This window comes from Cellulomonas sp. Y8, assembly GCF_008033115.1.
Classification (GTDB): domain Bacteria; phylum Actinomycetota; class Actinomycetes; order Actinomycetales; family Cellulomonadaceae; genus Cellulomonas.
Genome location: NZ_CP041203.1, coordinates 749707 through 765405, shown reverse-complemented (window position 1 = coordinate 765405; position 15699 = coordinate 749707). Strand labels below are relative to the sequence as shown.

Annotated in this window: 12 protein-coding genes and 2 pseudogenes; 5 read left to right on the top strand and 9 right to left on the bottom strand. The window is 76.4% G+C overall.

Annotated features, from left to right (window positions below):
* Window positions 1–175: 175 nt before the first annotated feature.
* On the top strand, window positions 176–742 hold the full coding sequence (locus tag FKM96_RS03430; protein ID WP_147794050.1) for a hypothetical protein: 567 nt from the start codon (window positions 176–178) through the stop codon (window positions 740–742).
* Between the two features lie 64 nt (window positions 743–806).
* The gene (locus FKM96_RS03425) at window positions 807–1604 is read left to right on the top strand and encodes a hypothetical protein (protein WP_147794049.1); all 798 of its coding nucleotides are present in this window, start codon (window positions 807–809) and stop codon (window positions 1602–1604) included.
* Here FKM96_RS03425 and FKM96_RS03420 read toward each other — a convergent pair.
* Entirely contained in the window at window positions 1580–2569 is a 990-nt protein-coding gene (locus FKM96_RS03420) for a stage II sporulation protein M (RefSeq protein WP_147794048.1), read from the bottom strand. The two genes, FKM96_RS03425 and FKM96_RS03420, sit on opposite strands and share 25 nt — an antisense overlap.
* 72 nt (window positions 2570–2641) lie before the next feature.
* Here FKM96_RS03420 and FKM96_RS03415 point away from each other — a divergent pair, with 72 nt between their 5' ends.
* Window positions 2642–3466 (top strand): RDD family protein, encoded by an 825-nt coding sequence (locus FKM96_RS03415; RefSeq protein ID WP_147794047.1) that lies wholly within the window; start codon window positions 2642–2644, stop codon window positions 3464–3466.
* 93 nt (window positions 3467–3559) lie between these two features.
* Window positions 3560–4900, top strand: a complete 1341-nt coding sequence (gene gdhA / locus FKM96_RS03410; RefSeq protein WP_147794046.1) for an NADP-specific glutamate dehydrogenase — start codon at window positions 3560–3562, stop codon at window positions 4898–4900.
* 21 nt (window positions 4901–4921) lie between these two features.
* On the opposite strand, the gene FKM96_RS03405 is transcribed toward gdhA, so the two are convergent.
* Window positions 4922–5404, bottom strand: coding sequence for a MarR family winged helix-turn-helix transcriptional regulator (locus FKM96_RS03405; RefSeq protein WP_147794045.1), 483 nt, complete (start codon window positions 5402–5404; stop codon window positions 4922–4924).
* Window positions 5405–5475: 71 nt separating this feature from the next.
* Here FKM96_RS03405 and FKM96_RS03400 point away from each other — a divergent pair, with 71 nt between their 5' ends.
* Window positions 5476–7362 (top strand): ABC transporter ATP-binding protein, encoded by a 1887-nt coding sequence (locus FKM96_RS03400; RefSeq protein WP_147794044.1) that lies wholly within the window; start codon window positions 5476–5478, stop codon window positions 7360–7362.
* A 16-nt stretch (window positions 7363–7378) separates the two neighbouring features.
* Here the strand turns inward: FKM96_RS03400 and FKM96_RS03395 are convergent, their stop codons facing one another.
* The 7 genes and pseudogenes from FKM96_RS03395 to FKM96_RS03365 all read right to left on the bottom strand — a co-directional run bounded on the left by FKM96_RS03395 (window position 7379) and on the right by FKM96_RS03365 (window position 15559).
* Complete coding sequence (locus FKM96_RS03395) at window positions 7379–8365, bottom strand: malate dehydrogenase (RefSeq protein ID WP_147794043.1); 987 nt, start codon at window positions 8363–8365, stop codon at window positions 7379–7381.
* Window positions 8366–8495: 130 nt separating this feature from the next.
* The gene (locus FKM96_RS03390) at window positions 8496–9701 is read right to left on the bottom strand and encodes a winged helix DNA-binding domain-containing protein (RefSeq protein ID WP_147794042.1); all 1206 of its coding nucleotides are present in this window, start codon (window positions 9699–9701) and stop codon (window positions 8496–8498) included.
* Window positions 9702–9843: 142 nt separating this feature from the next.
* Window positions 9844–11137: pseudogene (locus FKM96_RS03385) on the bottom strand (DUF58 domain-containing protein).
* Window positions 11138–11147: 10 nt separating this feature from the next.
* Window positions 11148–12067, bottom strand: a pseudogene (locus FKM96_RS03380) (AAA family ATPase).
* Between the two features lie 239 nt (window positions 12068–12306).
* Window positions 12307–13557 carry a DUF4350 domain-containing protein gene (locus FKM96_RS03375; protein ID WP_147794041.1) on the bottom strand — a complete coding sequence of 417 codons (1251 nt, stop codon included), beginning with the start codon at window positions 13555–13557 and terminating at the stop codon, window positions 12307–12309.
* Window positions 13554–14192 (bottom strand): DUF4129 domain-containing protein, encoded by a 639-nt coding sequence (locus FKM96_RS03370; protein WP_147794040.1) that lies wholly within the window; start codon window positions 14190–14192, stop codon window positions 13554–13556. Before FKM96_RS03370 ends, FKM96_RS03375 begins: the two co-directional genes overlap by 4 nt.
* Window positions 14189–15559, bottom strand: coding sequence for a glycerophosphoryl diester phosphodiesterase membrane domain-containing protein (locus FKM96_RS03365; protein ID WP_147794039.1), 1371 nt, complete (start codon window positions 15557–15559; stop codon window positions 14189–14191). The genes FKM96_RS03370 and FKM96_RS03365 overlap by 4 nt, the downstream gene beginning before the upstream one ends.
* Between the last annotated feature and the right edge of the window lie 140 nt (window positions 15560–15699).

Sequence of the window (15699 nt, the reverse complement as noted above, 5' to 3'; positions counted from 1 at the left end):
CTCGAGACCGCTACTGGGCCGTCGAGATGGACGCGACGCTCGACCACTGAATCCGTCAGCCGCCCCCGTTCCGGGGCGGCGACCGCAGTACCCGCGTCACCCCGGGCAGGCGCACCCGGGTGAACGGTGCGGAAGCGGCCGCGCACCGTCGGGGCACGCAGCTAGCGTCGCGCCCATGGTGGACACGATGGAGGACCAGGTCAGGGCGTGGGCCGACGCGGGCGAGCTCGAGCTGGCGTACCGGGAGCTGCGTGCGCGCGTCGAGGGCTCGGGCGACGCGCCGTTCGTCGCCGCGGCGGCGGGTGGCTTCAGCACCTCGGTGGACGAGGTGCGCGTGTGGTTGTCACGGTGCGCGGCTCTGCTCGCCGCCATGTACGACGACATCCCGGCGTTCTACACGGAGATGAACGGCTTCGAGGTCAACACCGATCGGTGGACCGCCTCGCTGGAGGCCTGGGACGGGCCGCTCGCCACCTTCGGGGACCTGGGCGAGGACGGGCCGAAGGACTTCCCGCTGCACTACGAGCACGACCTCCACCTGCGCGGCTGGGAGTCCATGCAGGAGGCGATGCGCGACCACGCAGAGTCCTCGGCGTTCCAGGACGCGGTCTTCCTCGTGAACATCTCGTACCTGCGTCTGGTGCGGGACGCGCTGCGGGCGGGGCCGGTCGAGGGCATTGCGGTGCCTGTCGCCGTCACCACGCACGCGACCGAGATCGGGTTCGTGGTCGATCCGACCTGACGCGGTACGAGCGGCGCCGGCACGCTCCCAGCGGGCTCCCAGGTCCGGGTGCTGGGCTGGGCGGGTGCCGCACGACCAGACCCGACGAGGCGTCCCGTCCACACCCTGCCCGATCGATGGCGGTTCCCCGGACGGCGGCACGCGCCGGCCGTGGCGCGTCCGGCGCGCGGGCCTGCTCGACGTCAACCCGCTCGCCCGGATGATCGCCGCGCACCGGCCGTTCGTCGACCTCGACGGCGACGGCGAGCCCGATCCCGGGCCGGACCCGGAGCAGGCGGGGCCGGCGACCCGGCTCATGCTGAGCCTCGGCGCGATGGAGCACGGCGAGGTGTGGCTCGCCGACGCGCCCGCCGCGCCCGCCGCCGCGCCCGCCGCCCCAGCCGAGGTCGTCGCCGTCGCCGTCTGGCTCCCGCCCGACGCCGACCGCCTCGGCACCGACCTCCAGCGCGTCGTCACCCGCGAGCTCGGCGTCCGGCCCGACCCGCGCCCCGAGCCGGCCCGCGCGCCGATGCGGGCCATCGCCGAGGCCACCGCCCGCACGCTCGCCCTCGTCCGGGAGTCGGGCGCGGAGCGCGTGCTCGTCCTGCTGGCCGACGACGGGCGCGCGGACGCGGGGGAGCGGGAGGCGCTGCTCGCCGACCTGCTGGCGCCCGTCGCGGCCGAGCAGGCGGCCCAGGGCCGGGACGTGCTGGCGGTGACGGTCGACCTCGCGCAGGTGGCGGACCTGCGCGCGCTCGGGTTCGCGGAGGTGGCGCGCACCCCGCTCGGGGCGGCGTCGCTCTGGCTCGGCGCGCTGCGGTCCGGCGGGAGGGGGCGCGACGGCGCCGTCGCCCGGGCTCAGGCCGCGATCGCGACCGCGTAGCCCGCGGCGTCCTCCTCGAGGTCGCCGGTCTCGCCCTCGGCCACCGCCCGGCGGCCGAGCACGATCGTGTAGGTCCAGAACGCGGCCAGCGCGATCGCGCCGATGACGATCTTCAGCCACCACGGCAGCGTCGAGCCGGTCACGAAGCCCTCGACGACGCCGGACAGCAGCAGCGCCCCGGCCAGCCCGATCACCACGGTGATGAGCGCCCGGCCCTCCTCGGCCAGCGCGCGTGCCCGCGGCCGCCCCTGCGGGTCGACCCACGCCCAGAACAGCCGCAGCCCCGCGGCGCCGGCGACGAAGATCGAGGTCAGCTCGAGCAGGCCGTGCGGCGTGATGAGCTGGAAGAAGACGCCCAGGCTGTCGTGCGCGGCCATCATGCCGCCGGTCGCGCCGACGTTCACCGCGTTGTTCGCGAGCACGTACAGCGTGCCGATCCCGGAGATGCCGAGCGCGACGCAGAGCGCCGCGACCCACGCGTTGTTCGTCCACACCACGGCGGCGAACCCGGCGCCGGGGTCGTAGTACGACGCGAACGCCTCGTCCACGTACTGCTGCCGCTCGCTGGGCGTGCCCATCGCGGCGAGGGCGTCCGGGTTGGTCGCGACCCACCAGCCGGCGACGGTCGCGACGGCCAGGCACGCGACCATCACGCCGACCGTCCACCAGCGCAGCCGGTACAGCGCGGCCGGCAGCGAGAGCACGACGAACCGGCGGACGTCCCGCCAGGCGGGCTCGTGCGTCCCCGCGATCCGGGACCGGGCGCGGGCCAGCAGCTGGGACAGCCGGGCCACCACGTCCGGGTCGGGCGCCGAGGACCGGATGGTCGACAGGTCGGTCGCGGCGGCCTGGTAGAGCCGGACGAGCTCGTCCGCCTCGGCGCCGTCGAGGCCCCGCCGCCGGGACAGCTCGTCCAGGCGCGCCCAGGAGGGCTCGCGCACGGCGGAGAAGGCGTCCAGGTCCACGCCCGATACCCTGCCACACGAGGCCCGGTCCCGACCGGGTGACCTGGGGCAGGACGTCGGCGGAGGTGGGGCGTGCAGGACGAGGGCATCGTCATCGGCGAGGGCGTGCTGCTGGACGCGCGGCCGACGTCGTTCGCGAGCCGGCTCGCCGGCGCGGTGATCGACCTGATCGCGCTCGGCGTGGTGGCGATCGCCGTGGCCTGGGTGCTCACCCGGTTCGTGGTCGTCGCGCCGAGCCAGGACGTCCTCCAGATCACGTTCGTCGTGGTGATGGTGACGGTCCTGGTGGTCATCCCGACGACGGTCGACACGCTGACCCGCGGCCGGTCGCTCGGCAAGCTCGCCGTGGGGATCCGGGTGGTGCGGGACGACGGCGGCCCGATCCGGTTCCGCCAGGCGTTCGTCCGGGCGCTGGTCGGCATCCTGGAGCTCTGGCTGACCCTGGGGTCGGTCGCGCTCATCACCTCGCTGGTGAACCCGCAGGGCAAGCGGCTCGGCGACATCCTGGCCGGGACGTACGCCGTCCGGGTGCGCGGCCGCACCGAGAACCGGGCGGTCGTCGTCATGCCGCCGTTCCTCGCGCCCTGGGCGCAGCAGGCCGACGTGGCCCGGCTCCCCGACGGACTCGCGCTCTCCGTCCGCCAGTTCCTCGGGCGCGCGCCCCGGCTGCACCCCGGCTCGCGGTACGCGCTCGGCCAGCAGCTGGCCGGCGAGGTCGCCCGGTACGTCGCCCCCGGGCCGCCCGCCGGGACCCACCCGGAGGCGTTCCTCGCCGCGGTGCTCGCGACCCGGCGGGACCGCGAGTACGACGCCGCCACGCGCGCGGCCCAGCGCTCGGCGACCGAGGCCGTGACGCTGCACCGGCTGCCGCACGGCGTGCCGGACCCCACCCGCTGAACCACGTCGTGGACGCCCCGGCGGCGGCCCCGGCACCCCTCGTACGGTGACGGCGCCGGGAGCAGCCGGCGCGGACACGACGAGGTGAGGCACGTGCAGGACCAGCTGGGAGTGGTGCTCGACCAGGTGCTGGCGCGGAACCCGGGGGAGCCCGAGTTCCACCAGGCGGTGCGGGAGGTGTTCGGCAGCCTGGGACCCGTGCTGGAGCGGAACCCCCGGTACGTCGACGCGGCCGTGCTGGAGCGGCTGTGCGAGCCCGAGCGGCAGATCGTGTTCCGGGTGCCGTGGGTCGACGACGCCGGACGCGTGCAGATCAACCGCGGGTTCCGGGTGCAGTTCAGCACCACGCTCGGCCCGTCGAAGGGCGGCCTGCGGTTCCACCCGTCGGTGAACCTCGGCATCGTGAAGTTCCTCGGCTTCGAGCAGATCTTCAAGAACTCGCTCACCGGCATGCCGATCGGCGGCGGCAAGGGCGGCTCGGACTTCGACCCGCGGGGCCGCTCGGACGGCGAGGTCATGCGGTTCTGCCAGTCGTTCATGACGGAGCTGGCCCGGCACATCGGCGAGTACGTGGACGTGCCCGCGGGCGACATCGGCGTCGGCGGCCGGGAGATCGGCTACCTGTTCGGCCAGTACAAGCGCATGACCGGCCGGTACGAGTCGGGCGTGCTCACCGGCAAGGGCGTGACCTGGGGCGGCTCGCTGGTGCGCACCGAGGCCACGGGGTACGGGGCCGTGCTGTTCGCGCAGGAGATGCTCCGCGCGGCCAACCGGTCGCTGGACGGCCAGCGCGTGGTCGTGTCGGGTTCCGGCAACGTCGCGCTGTACGCGGTCGAGAAGGCGCAGCAGCTCGGCGCCGACGTCGTCGCGTGCTCGGACTCCCGCGGGTACGTCGTCGACGACCAGGGCCTCGACCTGGCGCTGCTGCAGCAGGTGAAGACGGTCGAGCGCGGCTCGCTGGCGGACTACGCGGAGCGGCGCGGCGGGTCCGCGCGGTACGTGCCCGGGCGCCGGGTCTGGGAGGTCGGCGCGACGGTGGCGCTGCCGTGCGCGACGCAGAACGAGCTCGACGGCGACGACGCCCGCGCGCTGGTCGGCTCGGGCCTGGTGGCCGTGGCGGAGGGCGCGAACATGCCGACGACGCCCGGCGCGGTCGCGGTGCTGCGCGAGGCCGGGGTGCTGTTCGGCCCGGGCAAGGCGGCCAACGCCGGCGGCGTGGCGACGTCCGCGCTGGAGATGCAGCAGAACGCGAGCCGCGACTCCTGGACGTTCGAGTACACCGAGCAGCGGCTCGCGACGATCATGCGGGACATCCACGACCGTTGCGCCGCCACGGCGGACGAGTACGGCGCGCCTGGCGACTACGTCCTGGGCGCGAACGTGGCGGGCTTCCTCAAGGTCGCCGACGCGATGCTGGCCCTCGGCGTGGTCTGACGCCCGCGCCGCGCGGGCCGGTCAGTCCCGGGCGCACTCCGCGGGGGCGCCCGCGGGGTCGTCGACCAGGCGGTGCAGGAGGCGGAGCAGCTCGTCCTGCTCGCCCGGCGCGAGGCGCGCCAGCAGCTCCTCCGCGTGCCGGCGCCGCTCGGCGTCCGCCTCGGCGAGCACCGCGCGGCCCTCGTCGGTTGCCGCCACGAGGGTCGCGCGCCGGTCGGTCGGGTCGGGCCGGCGCTCGACCAGGCCGGCGCGCTCCAGGTCGTCGACCAGCGACGTGACCGACCGCGGCACCACGTCGAGCGCCGCGGCGAGCGCGGTCTGCCGTTGCGGCTCCTCGCGCGCCACGACGCGCAGCAGCCGGTGCCGGGACGGCGTGAGGTCCACGCGCTCCCGGACGTCGCGCCGCATCGTGTGCATGGCCCGGCGGAGCAGCCAGAACAGCTCGTCGCCGGGGTTGCCCGGGGCGGGGTGGCGGTGCGCGGGGGCCGGGGTGACGGGCGTCATGCGCCTCAGGATAGCGAGTTCCGCACATAGAGAGGTACCCTCTCTATCGGAATCGTCCCCCTGGAGGCCCCATGTCCATGCACGGAGGAGGGGGCGGTGGACCGGCGATGTACCGGTCGTTCCGCCTCGACCCGTCCGTCGCCCGGCGTCGCATCACCCGCGACGTGCTGCGGCGCATCCTCGCCTTCGCCCGCCCCTACCGCGGGCTGCTCACCGTGTTCCTCGTCGTCGTCGCGCTCGACGCCGCGATCGGCGCGGTCACCCCGCTGCTGTTCCGGCAGATCATCGACCACGGCATCGCCCAGGGCCGCACCGGGCTGGTGCTCGGGCTCGCCGGCGTCGTGGCGCTGCTCGCGGTCGTCTCGGCCGGGCTGACGCTCGCGTCCCGCTGGTTCTCCGCGCGGATCGGCGAGGGCCTGATCCTCGACCTGCGCACGCAGGTGTTCGACCACGTCCAGCGGATGCCGCTGGCGTTCTTCTCCCGCACCCAGACCGGCGCGCTGGTCCAGCGGCTCAACGGCGACGTGCTCGGCGCGCAGCAGGCGTTCACGTCCACGCTGTCCAACGTCGTGTCCAACGTGCTCACCGTCGTGCTGGTCATCGCCGCGATGCTGTCGCTGTCCTGGCAGATCACCCTGCTCTCCCTGGTGCTGCTGCCCGCGTTCGTGCTGCCGGTGCGCGCGATGGGTCGCCGCCTCGCGGGCGTGACGCAGGAGTCGTACACGCTCAACGCCGCGATGGGCCAGACGATGACCGAGCGGTTCAACGTCGCCGGCGCGCAGCTGGTCAAGCTCTACGGGCGTCCCGAGGACGAGACCGCGGAGTTCGCCTCCCGCGCCGCCCGGGTGCGGGACATCGGCATCACGTCCGCGATGTACGCCGCGGTGTTCCGGATCGGGCTCACGCTGATCGCCGCCGTGGCCGTCGCGATCGTCTACGGGCTGGGCGGCGTGCTCGCGATCCAGGGCTCGCTGACGGTCGGCGTCGTCGTCGCGCTCACCTCCTACCTGACCCGGCTGTACGGCCCGATCACCTCACTGTCGAACGTCCAGGTCGACGTCATGACGACGCTGGTGTCCTTCGAGCGGGTCATCGAGGTGCTCGACCTGAAGCCGACCGTGGCGGACGCGCCCGATGCCCGGCCGCTGCCCGCCGACGTCGCGAGCACCGCGAGCGTCGAGCTCGACGACGTGTCGTTCCGTTACCCGGCCGCCTCCGAGGTGTCGCTGGCGTCGCTGGAGTCCGTCGCCCGGCTGCAGACCGAGGTGCCGGGCACGACGCTCGAGCACGTCTCGTTCACGGTCCCGCACGGCCACCTGGTCGCGCTGGTCGGGCCGTCCGGCGCGGGCAAGACGACGATCTCCGCGCTGGTCGCGCGGCTGTACGACGTCACGTCCGGCACCGTCCGCGTCGCGGGCCAGGACGTCCGCGAGGTCACGCAGGAGAGCCTGCGGGACGCGATCGGCATCGTGTCCCAGGACGCGCACCTGTTCCACGACACCATCCGCGCGAACCTGCTGTACGCCCGGCCCGGCGCGACCGACGCCGAGCTGGAGCAGGCGCTCCGGCGGGCGCAGATCTGGGACCTGGTGTCCCGGCTGCCGGACGGCGTCGACACCGTCGTGGGGGACCGGGGCTACCGGCTCAGCGGCGGCGAGCGCCAGCGGCTGGCCATCGCCCGGCTGCTGCTCAAGGCGCCGCCGGTCGTGGTGCTCGACGAGGCGACCGCGCACCTCGACTCGGAGTCCGAGGCGGCGGTGCAGCGGGCGCTCGCGGAGGCGCTCGTCGGGCGGACGGCGCTCGTGATCGCGCACCGGCTGTCGACGATCCGCGAGGCGGACTCGATCGTCGTGCTCGACGGCGGGCGGGTCGCGGAGCAGGGCACGCACGCCGAGCTGCTGGCGGCGGGCGGGCTGTACGCGGAGCTGTACGAGACGCAGTACGCGACGGCGCGCTGAGGGCCCGTCCCGCGCCTCAGATCAGACCGAGGTGCCGCACGGCGTCCCGCTCCTCGGCGAGCTCCGCCACCGACGCGTCGATCCGGGCGCGCGAGAACGCGTCGACCTCCAGGTCGGGGACGATCCGCCACACCCCGTCGACGGCGGTGACCGGGAACGAGCAGACCAGCCCCTCGGGCACCCCGTAGGACCCGTCCGACACCCGGCCGGCCGACGTCCAGTCGCCGGCCGGGGTGCCACCGCGGCGCAGGTGGCCGTGGTCGATGATCGCGCTCACGGTCGACGCGACCGACGAGCCGCCGCGGGCGGCGATGATCGCGGCCCCGCGCTGGGCGACGGTGTCGATGAACGCGCCCTCGGCCCACTCCCGGTCGACGACCTCCAGCGCGGGTCGCCCGGCGACCAGCGCGTGCCGCAGGTCGGGGTACTGGGTGCGCGAGTGGTTGCCCCACACGGTGACCCGGGTGATCTCCCGAGGGTTCACGCCGGTGCGCAGCGCGAGCTGGGCGAGGGCGCGGTTGTGGTCCAGCCGGGTCAGGGCGGTGAACCGGTCGCGCGGCACGTCCGGCGCGTGCGCCGCGGCGATCATCGCGTTGGTGTTCGCGGGGTTGCCGATCACCAGCACCCGGATGCCGTCCGCGGCGACGTCGTTGATCGCCGTGCCCTGGGAGCGGAAGATGCCGGCGTTGGCCTCGAGCAGGTCCGCCCGCTCCATGCCCGCGGTCCGCGGCTGCGCGCCGACCAGGACCGCGATGTCCGCGCCGTCGAACGCGGCGCGCGGGTCGGCCGTGACGTCCACGTCGACCAGCAGGGGCGAGGCGACGTCCTGCAGCTCCAGCGCCACGCCGTGCGCGGCGTGCAGCGCCTCGGGCCGCTCGAGCATCCGCACCCGGACCGGCGTGTCCGGGCCGAGCAGCTCCCCGCTCGCGACCCGGAACATCAGCGAGTAGCCGATCTGCCCGGCGGCGCCGGACAGCGTGAGCGTGACGGCGGGACGGGGCACGGGGGACTCCTGGTGGTCGGCGTCGGGGTGGGGGCGTCGGCGCCAGGAGCGTCGGCGGCGACGGTCCGGTCGACGGTAGGCGGGGTCCCCGCGCAGTTCAAGGGCGGTGCTGCCGTGTCGCGCGGCGACGTCAGCGCTCCGCGACCGCCACCGCGTGCTCGGCGGCGTCGTCGGCGACGAACCGCACGAGGTGCTCGGCCTCCGGCAGCACCGCCCGGGGCTCCGCCGCGGTCCACCGCCGGAGCGGGGTGACGGTCAGCGTCGCGCGCTCCCGGCGGGCCCGCGGCGCCCCGGCCGGGCGGGGGAGGCGCTCGCGCCGGACGGCCCAGGAGCCGGCCACCAGCCCGTCGAGCAGCACCGTCCCCGGGGGCATCCCGTTGCGGCTCGCCAGCGCGGGCCGGATCTCGGGCGGGATCACCCGGCTGCGGTCCTCGTGGCTCAGCAGCAGGTTCTCGAAGTCCGGGAGCAGCCGGACGGGGGCCGGGGCGTCCTCGGGCGGGCGCGGGGCGTCGGGCAGGTCGAGCAGGACCCGGGGCCGGCCCGACGGCGGGTCGACGTGCACGAGCTCGACGAGCTCCGGCCGCAGCCGGTCGACCACCGGGCCCAGCCCGGTCAGGCCCGACCACTGCCGGACGTCGGCGGCGGTCGCGGGCCCGTAGGCGGCGAGGTAGCGGCGGACCAGGGCGGCGAGGGCGGCGTCGCGCTCCTCGTCCCCGAGGTCGGCGCCCGGCCCCTCGACGCCGAACCACGCCCACGCGGTCGTCCAGGTCGTCGGCATGCTGCGGCCCCACACCCCGCGCGGGGTGACCTGCACCAGCGGCAGCAGCCCGCGCGCGCCCTGCGCGAGCGACCCGGGGTCGAGGCCCGGCCAGGTCGCCGCCAGCCGCGCCCCGAGGTCCCGGGCGGTGAGCGGCCCGTCGGCCAGGGCGTCGAGCGCGGCGGTGCGCAGGTCGTCGAGGTCGACCTGCCGCAGCGTCGGGGCCGCCGAGACGTTGGCGGTGAGGTGCCGCCGCAGCGTGGGCGCGAGCAGCGGCCACAGCGCCAGCGCGTCGTCGGCGGTCACGAGGTGCACGGTGTCCCGCAGCAGCGCCAGGCGGGCGACCCGGCGGTCGGACATCGCGTCGGCCAGGTCGGCGTGCGCGAGGCCGGCGACCCGCGCGTGCAGCGCCAGGTAGGCCGACGACGGGTTCTGCGACTGCAGGGCCACCAGGTGCCGCACCACGTCGAGCGCCGGGGCGTCCGTGCGGTCGAGCAGGTGCTGCCGCGCGAGCAGCGCGCGCCCGAGCCCGCGCGTGGTGAGGGTGCCGCCGCCCGCGAGGTCCGTGTCGCCCGTCACGGTGCCGAGGCTACGCGCGCGTCCCGACACGTCGGCCACCGTTCCAGTGGAAGGTTGTGACGGACACGCCAGCGGCGTGTCCGTCACAACCTTCCACTGTCGGGTGTGCAGCGCGGGCGCGCGGGATGGTCGCCCCGCGGTCCTACAGCCGGCCCGCGGCCTTCAGCGCGAGGTACGCGTCCGCGAGACGCGGGGCGAGGTCGTCGGGCAGCGCGTCGACCACCTCCACCCCGTGGCTCCGAAGCCGCTGCGCGACCGCCATCCGCTCGAGCTCGGTCCGCTCGGCCGCCGCGGCGTCGAACAGGGCCGCGACGTCCTCCCGCCCGGTGCGCAGCCGCTCGACCTCGGGGTCCCGCACCGACGCGAGCACCACCTGGTGCCGGGACGCGAGCTGGTCGACGACGCGGAGCAGCCCGTTCTCGACGGCCGCGGGCTCGAGGGCGGACAGCAGCACGACCAGCGCCCTCTGGGACAGCCGCTCCTGCACCTGCGCGACGACGCCGGGCCAGTCGGCCTCGACGAGCGACGGCTCGACGTCGGCCAGCGCGTCCGCGATCGCGGGCATCAGCCGGGGACCCGAGGCGCCGGCCACCCGGGCCCGCACCGTCCGGTCGTACGCGAGGAGCTCGACCCGGTCGCCCGCCCGCGAGGCCAGCGCGGCGAGCAGCAGCGCCGCCTCGACCGACGGCTCCAGGCGCGGCTCCTCGCCGGTGCGCGCGGCGCTGGTGCGCGAGGTGTCGAGCACGATCAGCACCCGGCGGTCGCGCTCGGGGCGCCAGGTGCGCACCACGACGTCGTTGCGCCGGGCGCTCGCGCGCCAGTCGATCGACCGCACGTCGTCGCCGATCACGTACTCGCGGAGCGAGTCGAACTCGGTGCCCTGCCCGCGGACCTGCACCGCGGCACGGCCGTCCATCTCCCGGAGCCGGGCGAGCCGGCTGGGCAGGTGCCGGCGGGACGCGAACTCCGGCAGCACCCGCTGCGTGCCGGGCACCGCGATCGACGCCTGCCGGGCCGCGAGCCCGAGCGGGCCGGCCGACCGGATGGTGACCCGGTCGGCGCGCAGGTCGCTGCGGCGGCTCGGGCGCAGGCCGGTGTCGACGCGGCGCGACTCCCCGGGCGGCAGGTCGACCCGGTGCCGGTTGTGGTCGGCGCCGGCCGAGGGCGGCCACGCGTCCCGGACCAGAGCACGGAGCCGCCGGGCGCCGGTGTGCGTCAGGGTGAGCCGGGACCGCGCCCGGCTCGTGCAGCCGAACCGCGCCGGTGACCTCGCGGCGGATCGCCACGGCGCGTGGGGACGCCGCCAGGGCGACGTCGAGCACGCACAGCAGCACGACCAGCACCGCCCACGCCAGCACCGTGCCGGGCACGGGCCAGAGCAGCACCGGCAGCGCGCCGACCGCGGTCAGCGCGACCGCGCGCCAGGTGATCGCCACGCCGCGGGCCTCAGCGGGGGACCGGCACGGACGCGAGCACGGCGTCCAGCACCGACTCCGCCGTCACGCCCTCGAGCTCGGCCTCGGCGCGCAGCTGCACGCGGTGCCGCAGCGTCGGGTGCGCGAGCGCCTTCACGTCGTCCGGGGTCACGTACGACCGGCCCTGCAGCCAGGCCCACGCGCGGGCCGTCGCGAGCAGCGCCGTGGCACCACGGGGGGAGACGCCGAGGGACAGCACGGCGACTGCCGGGTGCCGCGGACCACGTCGACGACGTAGCCGAGCACCTCGGGCGCGACCTGCACCCGGGCGACCTCCTCGCGGGCGCGCTCCAGCACGTCCTTCCCGGCGACGGGCCGCACGCCCGCCTTGACCAGGTCGCGCGGGTCGAAGCCCGCCGCGTGCCGGGCGAGGACCTCGATCTCCTCGTGCCGCTCGGGCAGCGGGAGGGTGAGCTTGAGCAGGAACCGGTCGAGCTGCGCCTCGGGCAGCGGGTAGGTGCCCTCGTACTCGACGGGGTTCTGGGTGGCGATGACGACGAACGGGGACGGCAGCGGCCGCGGGGTGCCGTCGACCGAGACCTGGCGCTCCTCCATGGCCTCCAGCAGCGACGCCTGGGTCTTGGGCGGCGTGCGGTTGATCTCGTCGGCGAGCATGAGGTTGGTGAACACCGGGCCCTCGCGGAACGAGAACTCGGCGGTCCGCGCGTCGTAGACCAGGGAGCCGGTGACGTCGCCGGGCATGAGGTCCGGCGTGAACTGCACCCGCTTGGTGTCGAGGTCGAGGGCCGTCGACAGGGTGCGGACGAGCAGCGTCTTCGCGACGCCGGGCACGCCCTCGAGCAGCACGTGCCCGCGGCAGAGCAGCGCGATCACCAGGCCGGTGACGGCGGCGTCCTGGCCGACGACCGCACGGCCGACCTCGGCCCGCACGGCGCCGAGCGCCTCCCGGAGCTCGGGGGACGGCTCGGGGACGGCGGGCGCCGCGGGGGCCGGGGGAGCGGGCGGGGCGGCGGGCGCGGGCTGCTGCGCCCACGCGGGCTGCTGCGCCTCGGGCTGCTGCGCCTGCCAGGGCTGCTGCTGCCCGGCGGGCTGCCCCCCGGTCGGCTCGGGCGCGGGGTACCCGGCGGGCGTGCCGCCCTGCGGCCACGGGTTCGGGGCGGGGTGGTCGGTCACGTGGGGTGAACCTCGCTCTCGAGCTGGTCGAGCCGGCGGGCCAGGTGCTCCAGGCCCGCGTCTGACGTGGGGGGTGGTCCGTACAGCAGGTCGCGGACGTCGGCCTCGTCCCGGCGCGCGGCCCGCGCGACCGCGATGACGACGTCGGGCGCCGCGGCGGACCGCGGGACGCCCAGCCGGCGGGCGAGCCGGGCGGCGGTGCCGGCCCGCAGCGAGGCGGCGGCGTGCCCGTACGACCGGGAGGTCCGGTAGAGGCGCGCCCGCCCGCGGGTGGTCTCGGCGGGGCGGACGACGACCGGGAGCTGCTCGGCGACGACCCGGCCGAGCCGGCGCCCGCGCCACAGCGCGATCACGAGGACGACCACGAGGGCCTGCAGCAGCAGCGCCCGGGCGACCGGGGGCAGCAGGTCGCCGAGGCCGGGGCCGCTGCTCCCCTCGTCGACGCCGAGGTCGCCGGCGGACGGCACGTACCAGACGAGCTCGGCGTTCCGGCCGAGCGCCCGCAGCGCGAGCGCGGCGTTGCCCTCGTCCGCGACCCGGGCGTTGGTGATCAGGCCGGCGTCGCCCAGGACCGTGACCCGGCGGCCGTCCGCCTCGGACGTCGCGTAGAGGAAGGCCTGCGGGGAGCTGTCGGGCACGGGGAAGCAGAGGGTGGTGCCCGCCGGGGCGGCCTCGCCGAGCGGGGTGACGCCGGCTCCGGTCGCGGAGATCGTCCCGGCGGCCGCGGCGTCCGGGTCGTCGCAGGAGGCGGCGACGGGGGAGGGCTGCGCGCCGCCCGACCATCCGGTGGTCAGGCCCGGGACCGTCCGGTCGACGAGGTACGACGGGTCGAGCAGCACGAGGTCCGCGGCGCTGCCGGCGAGGGCCGTGATCTGGTCGCCGGACAGCAGCCAGTCGGACGTGACCAGCAGCGTGCTGCCGGCCTCCGCGGCGGCGACCGCCGCACCCGCGGAGCGCACGTAGGTGATCCCCACACCCTGGTCGCGCAGCACCTCGGCGAGCGCCATCGCGCCGTTCTCCCGCGGGTTGTCCGGGGCGAGGGCGGTGGCGGAGCGGGTGGGGGCGGGCAGCAGGGCGGCGAGCACCCCGATGCCGAGCACGACCGCGACGACCACGAGCCAGCGCACCCGGCGCCAGCGGGCGCCCGCGCGGGTGCGGGCGGTGGTGCCGTCGCCGAGGACGACGCCGTCGGCGCGGTCCGGCCCGGCCGGTGCGCCCGGCGCGCGGGTCGTCGCCGGGGCGGTCACGCGTCCACCCCCGCGGCGGCGAGCCCGGCGGGCAGGGTCGGGCGGGTCGCCGCGACGCGCGCGTCCAGCTCGCGCAGCGTGGCGTCGTCCTCGGCGCGCGGCGTGCGCTCGCCGTAGACCACGTCGTCGAACAGGCGCCCGGCGGCGCGCAGGTCCACCGCGTGGGCGGGCAGGCGCAGCCCCGCGGCCTCGACGGCCTCGTGCGCGGTGCGCCCCGGCTGCTCCTCCAGCACGGCGCGCTCCTCGAGCGACCGCACCACGGCCCGGAACCGGTCGGCGACCGCGTCCGCCCAGTCCCCGCGCGCGGCGGCGGCGTCGGCGGCCGCCCGGAGCTCGGCGGCGGTGCGCCGGTCGTCGGCGTCGAGCACGCCCCGCGTCCCCGCGACCCGGCGGCTGCGGCGCACCGGCCCGGTGACGAGGAACGCCACGGTCACGAGCACGGCCAGCCCGGCCAGGATCGCCAGGAGCGTGCCGACGTTGCCGATCGGCAGGCCGTCGGCGCCGTCGAACAGGCGGCCGAGCCAGTCCAGGAACCGCTGCAGCAGGCTCGGCTGCTGGTGGTAGACCGGGTCGGCGAGCTCCTGCTCGAGCCAGCGGCGCGCCTGCTCGGCGTCCGGGACGACGGGCACGGTCACCGGCCGGCGCCCTCCGCGGCCCGGGCCAGCTCGACGTCCAGGCCCTCGCGGCGCATCCGGACGTCGATGTAGGCGAGCGCGACGACGCCGGCCATGAAGACCGTGGTGATGGTGGTCGCGATCGCGGTGCCGATCGCGGTGAGCGCGATGGACGGTCCGCTGGTCATCAGCGGGTCGTTGAGCACGAGCTGGGAGATCAGCGTCACCGGCACGACGACGATCTGCGAGATGATCCCGACGAGGATCGACACCAGCAGGTACAGGCCGAGCAGCCGCCAGAACGACCCGCGGGTCAGCCGCCACGCGCGCGCCACGGAGGCCCAGAAGCCGCCGCCCTCGAGCATGATCGCGGCGGGGGCGAGCAGCGTGCGGATGGTCACCCAGAAGCCGCCGACCACGGCGACGGCCGCGGCCAGCAGGCCGACCAGCACGGTGAGCCCCACGCTGTCGCTGGTCGAGCCCACGAGGACGACCAGGCCGACCAGCGCGGCCACGGCGACCGAGGTCGCGAGGCCGAGCAGCAGGCCGAACCCGATCACCCAGAAGATGCGCTTGCCCTGGCCGCGCACGACGTCGCGCGCCGAGATCCGCTGGCCGATGACCGAGCGGCTGACCGACAGGATGAGCAGGCCGGTGAGGATCGTGGTGGCGAGCGCGGTGAGCGGGATGCCGGCGACGCTCGCGAGCGAGGTGCCGAAGCTGTCGCCGAGCAGCTCGGTGTCGGCCGGGGTGAGGCCCGCGCTGCTCGTGAACAGGTCGTTGACCGCGCCGGCGAAGATGCCCGCGAGGTACCACTGGATCAGCGCGCCGACCGCGGTGGCGACCGCGACGACGACGGCGGTGAGGCCGAACATCGTCGCGGGGTTGTGCCGGATCGCGCGGAACGCGCCGTCGAAGATCTCCCAGATGCTCAGAGGGCGCAGCGGGATGATCCCGGGCTGCGCGGCGGCCGGCTGGTAGGGCGTCGCGCCCCAGCCGTAGGGGGCCGGGCCGGGCTGCTGTCCGTAGCCCTGCTGGCCGTAGCCGGGCGCGGCGGGGTAGCCGGGCTGCTGGCCGTAGCCCTGCTGGCCGTAGTCCGGCGCGGGCGCCTGCCCGGGCGGGGTCGGGTAGCCGGGCTGCTGCCCGTACCCGGGCGGGGTCGGCGCGCCCGGACCGGCGCCCGGCTGCCCGGCGGCGTCACCCGGAAGGCCGCCACCCGGCCGGGTGCCCGCGTCGCCCCAGGGGTTGGCGGGTCGCCCGCCCGCGGCGGGATCCGTCGGCGGCTGCCACCCCGCGGGGGCGTACTGCCCGTACCGGGGCGCCGGGCGCTGGTCCTCGCCCTGCCGCGGCGCGTCCTCGGGGCGGCCCTCGTCGTGAGGCGTGCTCATCGTGCTCCTCGGGTCGCGGCGGGGTGCGCCGGGACCCCCGTCGGGGGCGCCGGGCGCTGCTGACGGCCATCGTGCCACGTCAGGTCCGGGTCCGGGCCGCTGCTCCGTCCGGAGGTCGCGCGCGGGTGGTCCCCCGGTGC

What these genes read in the sequence shown, in the direction of transcription:
- FKM96_RS03430 (WP_147794050.1), top strand. Translation starts at nt 176, where the DNA reads ATGGTGGACACGATGGAGGACCAGGTCAGGGCGTGGGCCGACGCGGGC.
- FKM96_RS03405 (WP_147794045.1), bottom strand. Translation starts at nt 5,404, where the DNA reads ATGACGCCCGTCACCCCGGCCCCCGCGCACCGCCACCCCGCCCCGGGC.
- FKM96_RS03400 (WP_147794044.1), top strand. Translation starts at nt 5,476, where the DNA reads ATGTCCATGCACGGAGGAGGGGGCGGTGGACCGGCGATGTACCGGTCG.
- FKM96_RS03365 (WP_147794039.1), bottom strand. Translation starts at nt 15,559, where the DNA reads ATGAGCACGCCTCACGACGAGGGCCGCCCCGAGGACGCGCCGCGGCAG.